The organism is uncultured Cyclobacterium sp., from assembly GCF_963976465.1.
GTDB lineage: Bacteria > Bacteroidota > Bacteroidia > Cytophagales > Cyclobacteriaceae > Cyclobacterium.
This window is the reverse complement of the sequence record NZ_CAXBOC010000046.1, coordinates 1-16954: the sequence shown is the minus strand read 5'-3', so window position 1 is coordinate 16954 and position 16954 is coordinate 1. Positions and strand designations below refer to the sequence as shown.

Annotated in this window: 14 protein-coding genes; 9 read left to right on the top strand and 5 right to left on the bottom strand. The window is 38.0% G+C overall.

What is annotated here, in order from left to right; genetic code table 11:
• A partial coding sequence (locus AAC037_RS04365; RefSeq protein WP_339901833.1) for a hypothetical protein occupies window positions 1-3358 on the bottom strand: 3358 nt, incomplete at its 3' end.
• Window positions 3359-3465: 107 nt separating this feature from the next.
• Window positions 3466-4977 carry a catalase gene (locus AAC037_RS04360; RefSeq protein WP_339901832.1) on the bottom strand — a complete coding sequence of 504 codons (1512 nt, stop codon included), beginning with the start codon at window positions 4975-4977 and terminating at the stop codon, window positions 3466-3468.
• A gap of 295 nt (window positions 4978-5272) precedes the next feature.
• On the opposite strand from AAC037_RS04360, the gene miaB reads away from it, so the two are divergent.
• From miaB to AAC037_RS04330, 6 genes are all read left to right on the top strand, one after another.
• Complete coding sequence (miaB, locus tag AAC037_RS04355; RefSeq protein WP_339901831.1) at window positions 5273-6733, top strand: tRNA (N6-isopentenyl adenosine(37)-C2)-methylthiotransferase MiaB; 1461 nt, start codon at window positions 5273-5275, stop codon at window positions 6731-6733.
• A 14-nt stretch (window positions 6734-6747) separates the two neighbouring features.
• Complete coding sequence (locus AAC037_RS04350; protein ID WP_339901830.1) at window positions 6748-8061, top strand: sigma-54 dependent transcriptional regulator; 1314 nt, start codon at window positions 6748-6750, stop codon at window positions 8059-8061.
• Window positions 8048-8581, top strand: a complete 534-nt coding sequence (locus tag AAC037_RS04345) for an LptE family protein (RefSeq protein WP_339901829.1) — start codon at window positions 8048-8050, stop codon at window positions 8579-8581. Before AAC037_RS04350 ends, AAC037_RS04345 begins: the two co-directional genes overlap by 14 nt.
• A gap of 40 nt (window positions 8582-8621) precedes the next feature.
• On the top strand, window positions 8622-9461 hold the full coding sequence (locus AAC037_RS04340) for a hypothetical protein (RefSeq protein WP_339901828.1): 840 nt from the start codon (window positions 8622-8624) through the stop codon (window positions 9459-9461).
• A gap of 15 nt (window positions 9462-9476) precedes the next feature.
• Window positions 9477-9845 (top strand): preprotein translocase subunit SecG, encoded by a 369-nt coding sequence (gene secG / locus AAC037_RS04335; RefSeq protein ID WP_303613732.1) that lies wholly within the window; start codon window positions 9477-9479, stop codon window positions 9843-9845.
• 159 nt (window positions 9846-10004) lie between these two features.
• Complete coding sequence (locus AAC037_RS04330; protein WP_339901827.1) at window positions 10005-10994, top strand: sterol desaturase family protein; 990 nt, start codon at window positions 10005-10007, stop codon at window positions 10992-10994.
• Window positions 10995-11047: 53 nt separating this feature from the next.
• On the opposite strand, the gene AAC037_RS04325 is transcribed toward AAC037_RS04330, so the two are convergent.
• Window positions 11048-11761 (bottom strand): hypothetical protein, encoded by a 714-nt coding sequence (locus tag AAC037_RS04325; RefSeq protein WP_339901826.1) that lies wholly within the window; start codon window positions 11759-11761, stop codon window positions 11048-11050.
• A gap of 229 nt (window positions 11762-11990) precedes the next feature.
• On the opposite strand from AAC037_RS04325, the gene AAC037_RS04320 reads away from it, so the two are divergent.
• From AAC037_RS04320 to AAC037_RS04310, 3 genes are all read left to right on the top strand, one after another.
• On the top strand, window positions 11991-12269 hold the full coding sequence (locus AAC037_RS04320; protein WP_073095107.1) for a co-chaperone GroES: 279 nt from the start codon (window positions 11991-11993) through the stop codon (window positions 12267-12269).
• A gap of 53 nt (window positions 12270-12322) precedes the next feature.
• Window positions 12323-13954, top strand: coding sequence for a chaperonin GroEL (gene groL / locus AAC037_RS04315; protein WP_339901825.1), 1632 nt, complete (start codon window positions 12323-12325; stop codon window positions 13952-13954).
• A 367-nt stretch (window positions 13955-14321) separates the two neighbouring features.
• Window positions 14322-14696: a response regulator gene (locus AAC037_RS04310; RefSeq protein WP_339901824.1), complete on the top strand. Its 375-nt coding sequence runs from the start codon at window positions 14322-14324 to the stop codon at window positions 14694-14696.
• Between the two features lie 119 nt (window positions 14697-14815).
• On the opposite strand, the gene AAC037_RS04305 is transcribed toward AAC037_RS04310, so the two are convergent.
• Together AAC037_RS04305 and AAC037_RS04300 are read right to left on the bottom strand one after the other, a co-directional pair.
• A complete protein-coding gene (locus AAC037_RS04305; protein ID WP_339901823.1) occupies window positions 14816-15856 on the bottom strand; it encodes a phosphatase domain-containing protein in 1041 nt (346 codons plus the stop codon).
• A gap of 2 nt (window positions 15857-15858) precedes the next feature.
• A partial coding sequence (locus tag AAC037_RS04300; protein ID WP_339901822.1) for a TolC family protein occupies window positions 15859-16954 on the bottom strand: 1096 nt, incomplete at its 5' end.

Genomic DNA, 16954 nt, shown 5'->3' with positions numbered 1-16954 from the left:
CATCCAATATGTCCAAGTCAAATTTATTCAAGTCCAGCGCCAAATTGAGCTTGGCCCCTAGGGGATCCGCTACAAAACCACCTGTGAGATCCAGGTCCACGCCTTGATCTTTGATCATCAGGTCAAAATCATAATTTTTTTGATCATTGCCCGAAGCTTTTAAAGTCAAGTTACCGAGAGGTACTTTGAGCAAGGCCATATCTTGCACGGTTAAGTCGGCTTGTAAACCGGTGGCTCCAAAGGGGTTTTCTATTTTAATGGCACCGTTGACCAACCCTGCAGCTAAAATTTCATCAGGGTTTAATAAACTGGTGAAAGTTCTTAACCTGAAATCATTGAAGGTAAGATCAAATGAATTCTCTCCCGGTTCATTCCCGAAAGACACAAGTTGCTTTTCTCTTGAAAACTCAAAAGCTTCAAAAAACACCTTATTATCAGCCAACGTAAAAGCATTGTTTTCTGCTACCTCCCATTTCAATTTATTAAAAATCAGGCCTTCAGGATTGATGTGCAATCGCATGGAATCCTCTCCAAATCCCAGATCAAAATCAATATTTGCCAATACTTCCTCTTCATCCAAAGCATTAAAATTAACATACAATTGATTTTCCAATACTTCACCGGAAAAATAAGTCGGCCCTATTGCCAACCTCCCAAAAGACAAGGCCATGACTCCAAAATCAAATTCAAAGTTAGACGAGTCACTTAGCACATTTAAATCCAAGCTATCCAATACTGCTCCTGAATAAGAAAGATAAGGAAAGTTAATCCGCCCATTTAATTTGGCTTTCTTTTCATTGAATTTCATTTCAATTGACCCTTCGTCCATCCCTTCTAAGCCCGGTAAAATCACTCGCTGCAAAAGCAATGTAGAAGGTATGGTAAAGTCCATGTCCACGTTAACAGGCCTTGAAACTTGCTCAGTAGAAAGAGAGGCGCTGTCAAGAAAATATCCGTTGAAATGTCGGGATAGGCCTTCGTATGTTTCTCCCGGGCTTACATTGGACTGCAAGAATCCATTTAATAAATTACTCTGAATACTAAAGTCCGTTGAATCAGGTAAAACCCGTAGTGCAAGATCCATTCCTCCCATAGGGTAGGCCTGATCGTCTAATACAACGGTTCCATCTGTCAATTTTGATTCAAGATCAAAGTTTTCCGGCTTGCCCTCAAAAGCTGCGTTTAAAGAAAATTGGGTTCTTAATTTTTTAGCACTAAAATTAAGCCCATACAAGTCCGCCCCTTTGAGTTCCAAATCCATATCCACCTTATAATTGGAAGGTGTTAAAGACACATTGGCTAATAAATCCATATCCAGCATCTCATCTTTATGGTTCACTTTGATTTGGCCTTCCCCATCTACAATTTCACTGCTCAATTTTAAACCTTTATAATTGTGCCCATTATACACCAAATTAATCAGCTTGCTATCTAAACTAAGATCTAGACTGTCAAGTGATCCAACCTTTCCCTGGGCCGCCAGTTCCATATCCAGTGGTCCATAAGTAAGGGTATCTCCCATTACTTTACCTAAGGGCACAGCCGAAATGGTAGAATTTAAGTCAAAATTATAGGCCCCTTGTTCTGTAGACAGTTCTGCAGCCAATGCTACTGAAGCATTGTAGGCTTTCAGTTTAGCTTCTAAATTAAAATCATCAAGCGATCCTGCTGAAGATACTGAAAGATCCAAGTTTTGAGGATACTTGATACCCAAACTATCTTCCGGTGTAAAGAGGTTCAAATCTGCTGCCGTGGAAACAAAGCTGAACTTATCCAAATCCCATGCAAGCCGATCGGTATCCAAGGGATTGGAAAGTGTTCCGGAGATGTCCATGCTTGTATTTCTCCCCCATTTGGCGGCAATCTCTTTCAGGAGAACCTTGTTCCTATTTCCTGAGGCAAGCAAGGAAGCCTGAAAGCTTTTCCTTTCAAAAGTCTTGAGGTAGGGATTATTCCCCAGGGAAGGTGCAAAGTAATAAGCATCCTCCACTCCCAGGTTTACATTTTGGATGGCCAATGCCATGGATGCCTTTTCAGGTTCATCCATAACTGCTACAAGACTAGGGTATTCCAGGTTAAAATCACCCTCCAAACCACTATGCCCTGTATTTACAGATAACTCGTTTACTTGCAAAGAAGAATCATTTAAGAACAACCGGGCCTGAAAGTTTTCAAGTTTGAAACCCGAACGTTCGGTAAAGCCAAACTTATCTAAAGAAAAACCGGCTTTTTTAGGCTTATAGTAGAGGTTATTGGCCTGTAGGATAAAATCACTCACACCAACATCCTCCGGATTAAATTCACCGGCTTGACCCTGAACACCATTTACCCCATAATTTATTTGATTATTGGAAAGGTCTATAGAGGAAAGCTCCACCTCCCATTCCGGCCATGCAAATGGCGCTACGGAATCCTCCTTGTCAACGGTCTTTTTTTCCTCCTCAACTATTGTTTCACTTTGGTAATCAATCCGTGAATCATAAAGAGACAAGCGCTTTATTAATACCTTTTGCTTATCAAGATTGGCTTCCGGCATTTCAAGTAAAAAGTCTCCAAGATTGGCCTGAACTTTCATTCCATCGGGCAAAGAATGATAGTCGGCATTAATATTTTTTAAGGAAAGTTTGTCCAATACCAACAATGGCATTGGCATATCACTCTCGGAAGAATCTTCACTAGCCGGCAAAGGCTTGAATTGTTGATAAGAAAGGGCTGAATTTTCCCATAAAATTTCAGTTACGTGAAATTCCATTTTATTCAAGTCCATTCCATTGATCGCTACGGAAAGTTTACCGAGATTAAGCGATCCTGATAGGCCCATTAGCTTATCAGTAAATTGCAGGTCCCAATCTTCTAAATTGACCGGTCCTATATTAATATCAGGGTAACTGCTTTCGTTCGAAGACATGGTATCAGCAGTTGTGGTATCAGTATTACTTCCCTGGCTTACAAAAGCCTCCATCAGGTAATCAAAATTGAAGGACCCTGTGCTATCTCTTTTTATATTGGCCTTGAGTCCTTTCCATTCTAGTCTTGACACATTGATTTTATTGCTTGAAAGGTAGGGCACTAATTCGAGTCCTGTTTCAAGTTTATTACTGTATACAAGGGTATCTCCATTGGGTTGTTCCAAATACAGCCCTTCCAAATAAAGATTACCACGAAATGTCAGGTACAATTTATCAATATTAACTTTGCTGTTGGTTTTTTCAGCAAGGTATTGGGTGGCCTTGCTTACGATAATATCTTGCCCAAAAGGACTACGGATAAATAAAAGAATAACAAGCACCAACAGACCTAGGCCGAGCAGAATCCATCCTCCAATTTTAAAAATCTTTTTACCTAAGTTATGTGCCAAAGTAATGTGTTTAACTAAAAAAAGGAGTGGACGAACGATCCACTCCTGAATTAAAAATCAATATTCCGTTCACCGGGTATACAAATATCAATTATTATACCAAATCTTTAATGTGCGCCCGAAGATGGAGCCATCACAGCATTTAAATCTACACCAAGGCCTTTAGCTACTCGTGCTCCAAATTCCTCATCCATTCTGAACCAGTGGCATAGCTGTCGGTTTATAATTTGATCCCTTTTGGGTCCCGAGATCCCCCTCATCGCCCCTATGGTGTTTTTTATGGTATTGTCTTGCTCTTCCTTACTCATGACATCCCTAAACAAAGCCCTAGGTTGGGAATAATGATCGTTCCCTCCTAATTTGCTATTCCTGTCGTACCAATCAACAATATTGTCCTCAAGTTGTTCAGAAGGTTCCTGATAAGTTTTGTCCACCTCAACTTCATCAAAACTATTTGGCCAATAATTGGGCTTTCTTCCTCCATTGCCATTCACACTCATCATTCCATCTCGTTGGTAGTTATTTACCGCATAAGGGCATCTATTTACAGGAATTTGTTCATAATTGCCCCCTAATCTGTACCTATGTGCATCCGGGTAAGAAAGTAATCTTCCCTGAAGCATCTTATCAGGACTGTAACCCAGGCCATCTATCAGGTGGGCAGGGGCAAAAGCAGATTGCTCTACATCTTGAAAGTAGTTGTCAGGGTTTTGATTCAACTCCAATACACCTACATCAATTAACGGAAATTCCGAATGAGGCCAAACCTTGGTCACATCAAAAGGATTAAAATCAACCTTTCTAGCTTGTTCAGGTGTCATGACTTGAATCTTCATGTTCCACCTTGGAAAATCTCCTTTATCAATGGATTCCAAAAGGTCTCTTTGAGAGAAATCCAAATCCTTGGCTTTCATCTGAGCAGCTTCTTCATCTGTAAAGTTCTTGATTCCCTGGGCAGTTTTAAAATGATACTTTACATAGGTTTTTTCATTTTTTGCATTGATCATGGAAAAGGTATGAGAACCATAACCATTCATATGCCTATAACCTACGGGCGTTCCTCTATCACTCATTAAAATTAAAACCTGGTGCAAGGACTCAGGAGTCAGTGACCAATAATCCCACATCATGGTTGGCGATTTACAATTGGTATAGGGGTCTCTCTTTTGGGTATGGATAAAATCTGAAAACTTTTTGGGGTCTTTAATAAAAAACACCGGAGTATTGTTTCCCACAAGATCCCAATTGCCATCTTCTGTATAGAATTTAACAGCAAAGCCTCTAGGATCTCTTTCGGTATCCGGAGATCCTTTTTCCCCACCCACTGTAGAAAATCTAAGGAAGACTTTGGTCTTTTTACCTAATTTATTAAAGACTTTCGCTTTGGTATAGGCTGATATATCATCTGTCACCGTAAAGGTTCCAAATGCACCTGATCCTTTGGCATGAACTACTCTTTCAGGAATTCGCTCTCTATTAAAGTGAGCCATCTTCTCATGAAGTATATAATCTTCCAAAAGCACCGGGCCTCTTGGACCAACTGTTTTTGAATTTTCATTTTCGACATATATTCTACCCGAAGCTGTCGTTAGTTTGTTATGCTTGTTTTCTTCTTCCATGATACTAAACTTTTAATAATGGTTTATGTTATTGATTCGCTTGAATAAAAGTAGGAAGAATATACCCATAGTGAAAATTGATTATTTCTATATAATAATAGTTTTTATCTATGTTGGTACATAACCTCTTAATCAGCAGGGCTTAACACTAAAAGGAAGTCTATAAAAATTTTATTGTGCTCAAATTCTTAATACAAATCCGGCTTTTAGTAAAGTAATGTCAGAATAATAAAGTGAACTACTGTCAATATGTCGGTATTTTATTAAATTTGCGATCTGAAATTATAGTTAGTCAATGGAAAATATTATTAAAGATATCGATATCATCAGTGGGGAGGAGGCAAAAACCTGTGATTTTAAGGTAACGGCTGACGAAAATACCGGGAAGTCGAGGCGGTTGTATATCGAAAGCTATGGTTGTCAAATGAATTTTTCGGATAGTGAGATTGTGGCCTCTATCATGAAAGAAACCGGATTTGATACAACTTCAGATTATAAAAATGCGGATGTCATTTTCCTAAACACCTGTTCTATAAGGGACAAGGCAGAACAGACCGTACGCAAAAGGCTAAGTCAGTTTAACCAAATCAAAAGTGCCAATCCGGAATTAAAAATAGGAGTATTGGGATGCATGGCAGAGCGCCTAAAAGAAAAACTGCTAGAAGAAGAAAAGCTGGTGGATATGGTGGTAGGACCGGATGCCTATCGTGATTTACCTAATCTTGTTGGGCAGGTCGAAGAAGGGCAAAAAGGCATCAATACATTTTTATCCAGAGAAGAAACATACGCTGACATCTCACCTGTTCGCCTTAATTCAAATGGTGTAAGTGCATTTATTTCTATCATGAGGGGCTGTGACAATATGTGTTCCTTTTGTGTGGTTCCATTTACCCGTGGTAGGGAAAGGAGTCGCGACCCTTATTCCATTACAAAAGAAGCTCAAGAATTATTTGACAAAGGGTACAAAGAGGTGACCCTTCTGGGGCAAAATGTGGACAGTTACAAATGGTCTCCTCAAGAGAACAATAAAGCGAGGCTCAATAAAAAAGCGTCCGAAATCACTGAGGTTGTACATTTTTCTGACTTGCTGGAAATGGTCGCCAAGGTTAACACAAAACTCAGGGTTCGGTTTTCTACTTCTCATCCCAAAGACATCACGGATGAGGTCTTGTATACCATGAAACGTTACGACAATATTTGTAAATACATTCATTTACCTGTGCAAAGTGGCAATAGCAGGGTGCTGGATTTGATGAATAGGACCTATGACCGAGACTGGTACCTCAACAGGGTTCAAAAGATTCGTGAAATTCTTGGTGAGGATTGTGGCATATCTTCCGACATGATTGCAGGTTTTTGTTCAGAGACAGAGGAAGAACACCAAGACACCCTAAGCATAATGGACATCGTTCAGTATGATTTCTCTTATATGTTCTATTATTCAGAGCGACCCGGTACCTTGGCTGCAAAGAAATACCCGGATGATATTCCTTTGGCAGTAAAAAAACGCAGGTTGCAAGAAATCATAGATAAACAAAGCATTTTATCTATGATCAGGCATAAAAGGGAAATAGGCCAAGTACAAGAAGTCCTGGTAGAAGGAGTTTCCAAAAGGTCTACCGAACAGCTAAAGGCAAAAAATTCAGCGAACAAAGTAGTGATTATTCCAAAAGGAGATTTGAAGATTGGTGATTATGTCAAGGTTAAAATCACCGACTGCACCTCAGCAACCTTATTTGGAGAAATAATCAATTGATAAATAGCAAAACCATGATCTCTATCAGTGCTTCGGAAATATTGAGTATCAAACAAAGGTTTGGGATAATTGGAAATAGTCCATTATTAAATCATGCCATTCAGGTAGCCATGCAAGCTGCGCCTACGGAAATGACTGTATTGGTCACCGGAGAAAGTGGTAGTGGTAAGGAATCTTTTTCTAAAATCATTCATGCACTGAGCAAACGAAAACATGGGAAATTTATAGCTATTAACTGTGGGGCCATACCTGAAGGAACAATTGATTCCGAATTATTCGGGCATGAAAAAGGCTCCTTTACCGGTGCTCACGAGGCCAGGAAAGGCTATTTTGAGGTCACTGACGGGGGTTCCATATTTTTAGATGAAATCGGTGAAATGCCTCTTGGAACTCAAGCCCGTCTATTGCGTGTTTTGGAAAACGGGGAGTTTATTAAAGTCGGTTCATCCAAAGTTTTAAAGACAGATGTCCGCGTTATTGCAGCCACGAATGTCAACCTCATAAATGCTGTAGAAAAAGGGAAATTTAGGGAAGACTTGTATTACCGCTTAAACACTGTCCCAATTTTTGTTCCCCCTTTGAGGCAAAGAGGAGATGATATTGCATTATTGTTTAGGAAGTTTTCTACAGATTTTTCTGAAAAGTATTTGGTAAGGCCCATCACCCTTACCCAGGATGCCAGGGATATATTATTAACCTTCCCTTTTCCGGGAAATATCCGACAACTGAAAAATTTAGCAGAGCAAATTTCGTTATTGGAACAGGAAAGAGAAGTTGATGCAGAAACATTAATCAAGTATCTACCCAAGGAAAAAAGCAGCTTGCCTGCCTCCATTCAGGGGAATAATGATCAAAAAGAAGCTTTTTCTGATTTTTCTGAGCGTGAGATTTTGTACAAGGTTCTTTTTGACATGAAAAAAGACATGACGGATTTAAAAAAATTAATTTTAGAATCCTATCATTCCGGGGGCTTGGATCAAAACATCATGAAAAAGCATCAAAATCTTTTTGATGACATGGAATCCTCAAACCAGTACGAAGAGAGCAACAAACCATCTAAGAATCTTCCGCTAGTTTTGGAGACTTTAGGAGCGAAAAAAGAAATAAAAGACGAAGCAGAAATTGGCAGAAAAAACTACCAAGAGGACATCATTGAAGACATCATACATGAGGAGGACGACCATTCACTTTCTTTAGAGAAAAAAGAAAAAGAATTGATTACCAAAGCTCTAAAAAAACACCATAACAAAAGAAAATATGCAGCGATGGATTTGGGAATCTCTGAAAGGACACTTTATCGGAAGATCAAACAATATGACATTCAATAAAATCTGCTTATACTTTTTTAGTTTTACGGTCTTATTTTCAGCCTGCAAAGTTGAGTACAGTTTTACGGGTACCACGCTGGATTACAATGTGACGAATACTTTCTCTGTCGCAAATTTCTTTAATGATTCAGGAGGAGGGCCTGCGAACATGGGGCAATTGTTTACGGAAGACCTGAAGGATTATTTCCAAAGAAATACACAACTGGAATTGATTCAAAACAGTGGTGACCTACAATTTTCAGGGGCTATTACCGGATATACCATTAGCCCACAAGCCACAGTTTCCAGCACCAATGCCAATCAGCCTGATAGGGCCGGTCAGATGCGGGTTACCATTAGGGTGGAAGTAGAATTCATCAATACTAAAAACGAAGAAGAAAATACGAAAAAAACCTTTTCTTATTTCCAAGACTACAACCCAAGCAACACTACACTCCTCGAGGTAGAATCGGAATTGGTGGAAACTATTTTTGAGGGTATCATACAGGATATTTTCACTTCCACTGTGGCCAATTGGTAAAATTTGTTAAATTTAACATCTACACTTAAAAAGAAACGTCGTGAACGCTCAGGGATTTTTAGACTTAGTAAGTAAGGCCAATGACCTTGAAAATGCAGATTTAAAAAATGCATTGAAACTTCAAGAGAAGTACCCCTACTTTTTGGCGCCAAAAATAATTGCAGCTAAATACGAATGGGACAAGGCTTCAGGAGCCTCTAAAACCCTACTTCACTGGGCCGCAGTGGTTAGTCCGGATAGGAAAAGATTAAAAAGCCTCCTAACGGGCTCCTCTCCAATTGTCCAAAACGAACCCATTACGCCTCCGGAAGCACTTGCTAACAGGGATGAAACAAAGGAAATAGTATCAACCCTTGCTCCGCCCATACCCGATAAAACAACTACACAAAAACAAGAAACTGTTACGGACAATACTTCCAGACCAAAAAGGGATGAAATATTGAGGCGCTTGGAGGAAAATTTAAAAAAAATAAAAAAAACAGCTCCACCATCCAATGAGCAAAACCAATCGCATGTAAAAAAAAAGGAGGAGGACCTAGAAAAAAAAGCTGATAAAAAAGATCCCGTCACTGAAAGCAAGAAAAAAACAAAGAAACCTTCAGCCAAGAAAAACAAAAAGGCCCAGCAAAAATTAATTGATGATTTCAAGGAGAAACCTATTCGGCTAAGCAAAGATAAATTGGATGAGTCTGTAGCATTGCCAGACTTGTCTGAACAAAGTACTCATTTAAATCACAGAATGCTTTCAGAGTCCTATGCCAAATTATTGGTCAAGCAAAATAAAAAAAATGAAGCTGTGGAAATATATCAAAAATTAATATTGAACTTTCCAAAGAAAAGGGCTTACTTTGCAGACCAAATTGAGAAGTTAAGAGAATAATATAATATAACTAGCATGTTTACAGTAATCATAAGTATCATCATCGTTTTGGCCGTTTTATTGATTTTGGTCATTTTAGGTCAAAATTCTAAGGGAGGTGCCGGAGCAGCTTTTGGTGGAAGTGCCTCACAAATTATGGGTGTCACCAAAACAGGGAATATTTTAGAAAAAGCTACATGGGTTTTAGCCATTGCAATATTGGCCTTATCATTGGGTTCTTCGGCCTTTCATGAGAGCAGTAGCTCATCAGGGTTTTCTTCTCCAAATGTAGAGAATGCCCAAAAGCAAATTCTTACTCCGTCTTTTGACGACCAGTCCATTTTGCCTGCTGAAGGAAATGAAGAAGATGCTTCAGAAGAAACAAGCCCCGATACTGAAGAATAAGTTATTCCGCTTACCGAAATTCTAAGGCCTGTTGAAATCAACAGGCCTTTTTTATTTAAAATTTTAATATTATTTAAGGATGCAAAAATTGAAGATGAGCGGGAATATGATTAAATTGACATTTTAAAATCCTAAAAAAACAACTCAAAGTTTATATTTATGTTTGAAAATCATTTAAGTCTGGAAGATTTAGGCGCTGATAAATGGCCTAATGTCATTTTATGGGCCGCTCCTGTGATGTTTTTATTGGTTTTTATAGAATGGGGCATCAGCTTATATCAAAAAAAGGACACATACGATAAAAAAGATTTCTTGGCAGCCTCCACTATTGGACTGGTGAATGTAGGAATTAGTGCATTGATCAAAGCCTTCACCTTTGGGGTTGCTTTGTTCTGTTGGAATATTGTACCATGGAAAATCCCTGCCACTTGGTGGTCTTTTATCTTTTGTTTCTTTGCCATAGACTTGGCGAGGTATTGGGCGCACAGGGTCACTCATGAGCAACGTTTCTGGTGGGCTACACACATTACACACCATAATTCTGCAAAATATAATTTCTCTGTATCCTTCCGTTTAGGTTGGACACAACATATTAAAATTATTTTCTTTGTACCTGTAATGCTGATGGGTTTCAATCCATTCGTTTTCTTCATCTGTCATCAAGTGGCTGTTTTGTATCAATTCTGGATTCATACTGAGTATATCAAAAAGCTTCCTAAACCAATTGAATACTTCTTTGTAACACCTTCCCACCATAGGGTTCACCACGGAAGTGATGAGCATTATTTAGATAAAAATTATGGCTCCACTTTTATCATATGGGACAGAATTTTCGGAACTTTTATGGAGGAGAAAGAAAGACCTACTTATGGAATCACCAAACCAGTTACTTCATACAATCCTGTTTATTTGGTATTTCATGAATGGGTGGACATAGTGAAAGACATCCGTAAGGCAAAGGACTCTAAGGAAGTCTACCAGATCTTGTTTGGTAAACCTGGTGATGAGGTGATAAAAAACAGAGAGTTGAGGGAACAAGCAGAAAAAGAGGGCTTCAAAGAAAAAGCAGAAGCTAAAAGCGCCGCAAAAAGCAGCCCTACACCAATATTGGTCTCAAATGAGAATTCACTATTGAAAAAGGAAGACTAAAAGAATAAATCATTGCTTTGAATAAAAAAAGGGAAGACTAGTCTTCCCTTTTTTTATTCAATTTCAACATGCTTAAGGAGCAAGCGCTTGCTTATAGGCAGTAAACTTTGCTCTAGAGGAATAGCATTCTTTGACACAATACGCCAAGTGGATGGATTTGGCAAGTCTTTGAAATTTTTGATCAAATCCAGTTTGATTTGATGGCAGGTTTTTGTGATGCTTTTTTTAATGGAAGCGATAAACTTGAGAGCAATACCTCTGTATTTGTCCAAGTTGTTTTGAAACAAATCAATTTTATATCGGTAGACCAAAATCTCTTTAGAGTAACCATTAGAGACCAGTGCATAACCTTCTTTCTGATAAAGAGCAGATAGCCCTACAGGTTCTATCTCCAACTGATTTTCAATAAAATCATAAATACTTTTCCCCTCTTCGATATGCTTTTTTATTTGAGGCAGGGCATAGCTAATTATACTTACCAACTCTTTCATGGTTTCATCATCTTCGGTTTTACTCTTATAGTTTATGGATACTTTTTTCAGATCAAAGGATTGAATTTCTTTAGGAAATTTTGAATTGATATGGTTTTTGTTCGTATCAAAATGTTTAAGTTTATGGTAATGAGAAATCAACTCTGTGAGAGGAGGGTAAAGTTTTACTGACTTAAATTCATGTTCAACTTCTTTGAGATAAGCCAAAAGCAAATATTTTTTGTACTCAAAATCAATCAAGCCTTCAGCTATCCAGTTGTCTGATAAGTTTCTCATATTTTAGCTCATTAAATTTTCATAGATAAAATACGTAAATATGTCAGGAATCGCAATTATCATCAGCAAAACTGACAGGAATGCAAAATTCAAAAAAGGACCGGCCTGACATTATTGAAGCTTAATCAAGACTTTATGTCAGTAATAAATTAAAAAACATGATTGGCACAGAAAGTGTAAATAAGGTTTTTGTATTATAGAAATCAAACTTTAAAAATAACTAAATCACATGTCTAAAGTTAACATCCAACCTCTAGCAGATAGGGTTTTGGTAGAACCCGCTGCCGCAGAAGAAAAAACGGCTTCAGGCCTTTATATCCCTGATACTGCCAAAGAAAAACCACAAAAAGGTACAGTTGTAGCCATAGGTAATGGCAAAAAAGATGAGCCATTAACTGTAAAAGTTGGCGACACTGTTTTGTATGGTAAGTACGCCGGCACTGAGCTATCTGTAGAAGGTGCTGATTATTTGATCATGAGAGAAGCGGACATCTTCGCTATCCTTTAATTACAGGTCTAATAATCAAGTTTAATTAATTTAAATTAAAAAAAAATTTAAAAATGGCTAAGGAATTATTTTTCAATACCGACGCAAGGGATCGTCTAAAAAAAGGAGTTGACGCTCTTGCTGATGCAGTTAAAGTAACACTCGGACCAAAAGGCAGAAATGTAATTTTGGACAAGAAATTTGGTGCACCAAGCATTACTAAAGATGGTGTAACTGTAGCTAAAGAAATTGAGCTGGAAGATGCTATTGAAAACATGGGAGCTCAATTGGTAAAAGAAGTAGCTTCTAAAACAGCTGATGATGCGGGTGACGGTACCACTACTGCCACTGTATTGACACAGTCTATTTTCTCTGTAGGTATCAAAAACGTAGCTGCGGGTGCTAACCCAATGGACCTTAAAAGGGGTATTGATAAAGCTGTAGAAGCAATCGTTTCTGAATTAAGAGCTGCCTCTAAAGAAATCTCTACTTCAAAAGAAATTGCTCAGGTAGGTACTATTTCTGCCAACAATGACTCTGAAATCGGTGAAATGATTGCAGATGCCATGGAAAAAGTTGGTAAGGATGGTGTGATCACTGTAGAAGAAGCCAAAGGTACTGAGACAGAAGTAAGAACTGTTGAAGGTATGCAATTTGACAGAGGATACCTTTCTCCATATTTCACCACCAATACTGAGAAAATGGAGGCTGAATTGGAAAACCCATATATCCTTATTTACGACAAGAAAATTTCTGCAATGAAGGAATTGCTACCTGTATTGGAGCCTGTTGCTCAGTCAGGAAGGCCATTGTTGATCATTGCTGAAGATGTAGATGGTGAAGCTTTGGCTACCTTGGTAGTAAACAAAATCAGAGGTGCACTTAAAGTGGCTGCTGTAAAAGCTCCAGGATTCGGTGATAGAAGAAAAGCAATGTTGGAAGATATTGCTACCCTTACCGGTGGTACAGTAATATCTGAAGAAAGAGGCTATAAACTAGAGAATGTAACCATTGATTACCTAGGTACTGCTGAGAAAGTAAACATCGACAAAGACAACACTACTGTTGTTAATGGTGCAGGTGAAAAGGCAGCAATTGAAGCTAGAATCAATGAGATTAAATCTCAAATTGAAAAAACTACTTCTGATTATGACCGCGAAAAACTTCAAGAAAGGTTAGCTAAGCTATCCGGTGGAGTTGCTATCCTATATATTGGGGCGGCCACTGAAGTGGAGATGAAAGAGAAAAAAGACAGAGTAGATGATGCCTTACACGCTACTAGAGCTGCTGTACAAGAAGGTGTAGTTGTTGGGGGTGGTGTAGCGCTCATCAGAGCTTCTGTAGCCCTTGAAAAACTTAAAGGTCTTAATGAAGACGAAGATACTGGAATCAACATTATCAAGCAGGCTGTTGAATCTCCATTGAGAACAATTGTTTCTAATTCAGGTGGAGAAGGTTCTGTAGTTATCAATAAAATCAAAGATTCTAAAGGAGATTTCGGTTACAATGCAAGAACCGATAGCTACGAAGACTTATTAAAAGCAGGTGTCATAGACCCTACTAAAGTAACACGTCTTGCTTTAGAAAATGCCGCTTCTATTGCAGCATTGTTATTGACCACAGAATGTGTAGTAGCAGATATTAAAGAAGAAGCTCCGGCAGCTCCTCCAATGGGAGGAGGCGGAGGAATGGGTGGAATGATGTAATCCCATTTTCTTGAAAATTATTAAAGGGAAGCACAGATGTGCTTCCCTTTTTTATATGTTTTTTAGCCCTATTGTTTGAACTTTTTATTCTGCATGGCCTGGTTTTGAATTTTATAGAATATACAGAAAAACCTAAAAGAGGATCAGAATACCACCTTTTCTAATCAAGGCTATAAAGATTAAAAATAAAACTAAAAATTTATAAAAAATTTAAGGAATAGGAAATCAGTTGTTTATTAAATCAATTTTTGAATTTTAACGGTACTTTGAGGTCAAAAATTTCACACTTTATTTTAATAGTGAAATTATAGTGTTAAATTTCCGGTGTAAGAGAACGAGAGAGAGAAAAGTTTTTATTCATATATCAATGTATCCATTCGATTTAATTGTTTTAATTGATGATGACCCCATTAATAATCTGAGCAATAAACGGTTAATCAACAAATTAAATCTATCCCCCAAAACCATTGAATTTTTAGAGGCTGAAAGGGCACTTGAATACCTCAGGGATCCACAATTGGAAAAAAGGTTATTGATTCTTGTTGACATTAATATGCCCGTTATGAATGGTTGGGATTTTTTAGGTCAATATTTGGACCTTGAAAGTAGAAGAGAAGATCGTATCATCATGCTTTCAAGCTCCATAGACTTTCAGGATAGGCAACGATCCAGAGAATTCCCTTTTGTAAGTGGATTTATAGAAAAACCGCTAACTCACGAAAAGTTAAAATCTTTATTGTAGTTTTTAGTTTCAGCAGAACACTTACAATTAGCAATATTTTTCAAATTGATCCTTCTTTATTCCTTAGCTTATTTTTTGCTTAACCCCTCGATAAGGCTTTATATCTTACCTTTACAGTGCTATAAGTCCAGGTAAATCTTTGCATGCTCAATGGCTTCAGTTGAATTTTTGACCCATGCTATTCTATTCGCTGGCAGTAAGGCATTTAATTCTTTTTCTCTAATTTCATCAACTTCTCCTACTTGCCTAATGTATACAGCCTCCACTCTTTCCGGATACTTATTGATAATTTCGGCATAAATTTCTGGGTCATGTTGACCACTATCGCCAATAAGAACAAAGTTTAGTTTGGGGTAAAAGTTCATCAAAAATGATATTTTATCTACTTTGTGATCATGGCTGCCTCCACCGGATTTCCAAATATTTCTCAAACTCATATGATGATCTTTCAATAATATTGGGCCTTTGGGAATGTTTCTGTAGTTCATAAAATCTTTGATTAAGTCAAAAAGATTCCAGTCGCTACTGGAAACATAAAACACAGGGTAAACACCATTGGAAGAAAGCAAACGATAGAATTCACTTACTCCGGGAAATGGCCGTCTGGTGTAAGCATTCTTGGAAACCGAAAGCCAAAATTTTTCCTGAATATTTGTAGCTTTCGAAATAATGATTGTATCATCTATATCTGAAATTAATGCCCGAGGAAAAGTTTTATGAAATCTAAGCACACTTTTTACTATAAACTTCTTTTCAGCTTTCAACCCATCCTCTTCAATTAAGGAAAGTTCAATATCATGCGCCACTTTTTCTTCTTCATTTTCAAATTCATGGTACCGCTCAAAAACTCCTTCCTCATCTGTAATTAGAATCGTATTCAGCTTTCCCAAACTTAGCTTTACTTTTGCCTCTGGTACACTACTCCCTGCATACCTTCTTAATGTGGCTAGGATATTATGAAAAACGTTTTGCTTGCCAGAAGGTCTACTTTGTTTATAGGCTTCAACCACACGGCCTTTAACAAATAGGTGTGTATCATTTCCTAACACCACAAAAACTTCAATTCGCAATACATCAAGTTTACCCAATTTTCTTTTTAATAAAGAAAACAGGTATCTAAACGGCCATGTCAGTCCTCGGAACACATAAAATTGCTTCATAATTATAGCCCCTCAAATCCCAGGCCAGCTGCAGTTCTAATTTTTGAATAGGCAATGATTAAGTCCACATATACACTATTATAGACCAATTGAGAATCAAACAAACTTTTTTCTCGGGCATTAATCAAAAACAATGAGCTTTCCCCCATATCGAATTTCATCCTTTCCCCCCTTAGTAAGGTTTCTAAGCCTATAATATTTTGAGATAAAAAATTTAATTGGCGGTTCAATACATTGTATTCATTAATAACTTTTCTAAGCTTTGCCCCCAATTGCTCAAGCTTTAAATCCCTTTTATAATTTACATCCTTGATTTTCACCCGAGTCAAGCCTAGATCTCCCCTCTCTTTTCTCAGCAATAGAGGGGTAGAAACCTGAATACCAAACTTATAATTGTTTTCATAAAATCCGACTTGCTCCAACCCGCCAAGTGTTTCTGTCAAAAAATTATATTTCAATTTAATTTTTGGCTTTAACTGCTCGGCTTTGTATCTGCGCTCAATATTTAAGTAAGCCAAGTCATAATCCAGTATACGTAACTCAGGATGGTTAAATAAAGCCTGATTGATGTAGTCTTCATCCAATGTGAACGCATTGTTTCCTGTGAGTGGTTCAGGGGCTATTGAAGGCGAAAGATCTATGGAGTTTTGATCAGCATCCCAGAGATAAACGTTTAATTCCTGCAAGCCTGAATAATAAGTATAGCCTGCCTTTTGTAGTTTAATCTCTCTATTCAATACCTGAGTATAAGCTTCAACCGTATCAATTGCCGGAAGATCTCCTTGTTCAAAACTTCCTTTCACAGCTTCAAATCTTTCTTTAGCCACCCGCAAGCCCTCTTCATTGATCTTCAAATCAGCAAAAGCTCCTGCCCACTTCCAGTAAACGGCCGTCGCATCATAGTAGAGCAAGTTTAGACTTTGCCTTCTCTCCTCCTGAGTAGCTTTATTGTAGATTTTGGCTTGTTTTAGCGCTGCTCTGCGCTTATCGATCAACAAGCCTTTTCCAACATTTATTGATGCTCCCAGGGCATAAAGCCCGTTGTTAGGTACATTCAGTTCAGGATTTAGGTAGGTACCTCGATTTTTCTCAAAAACG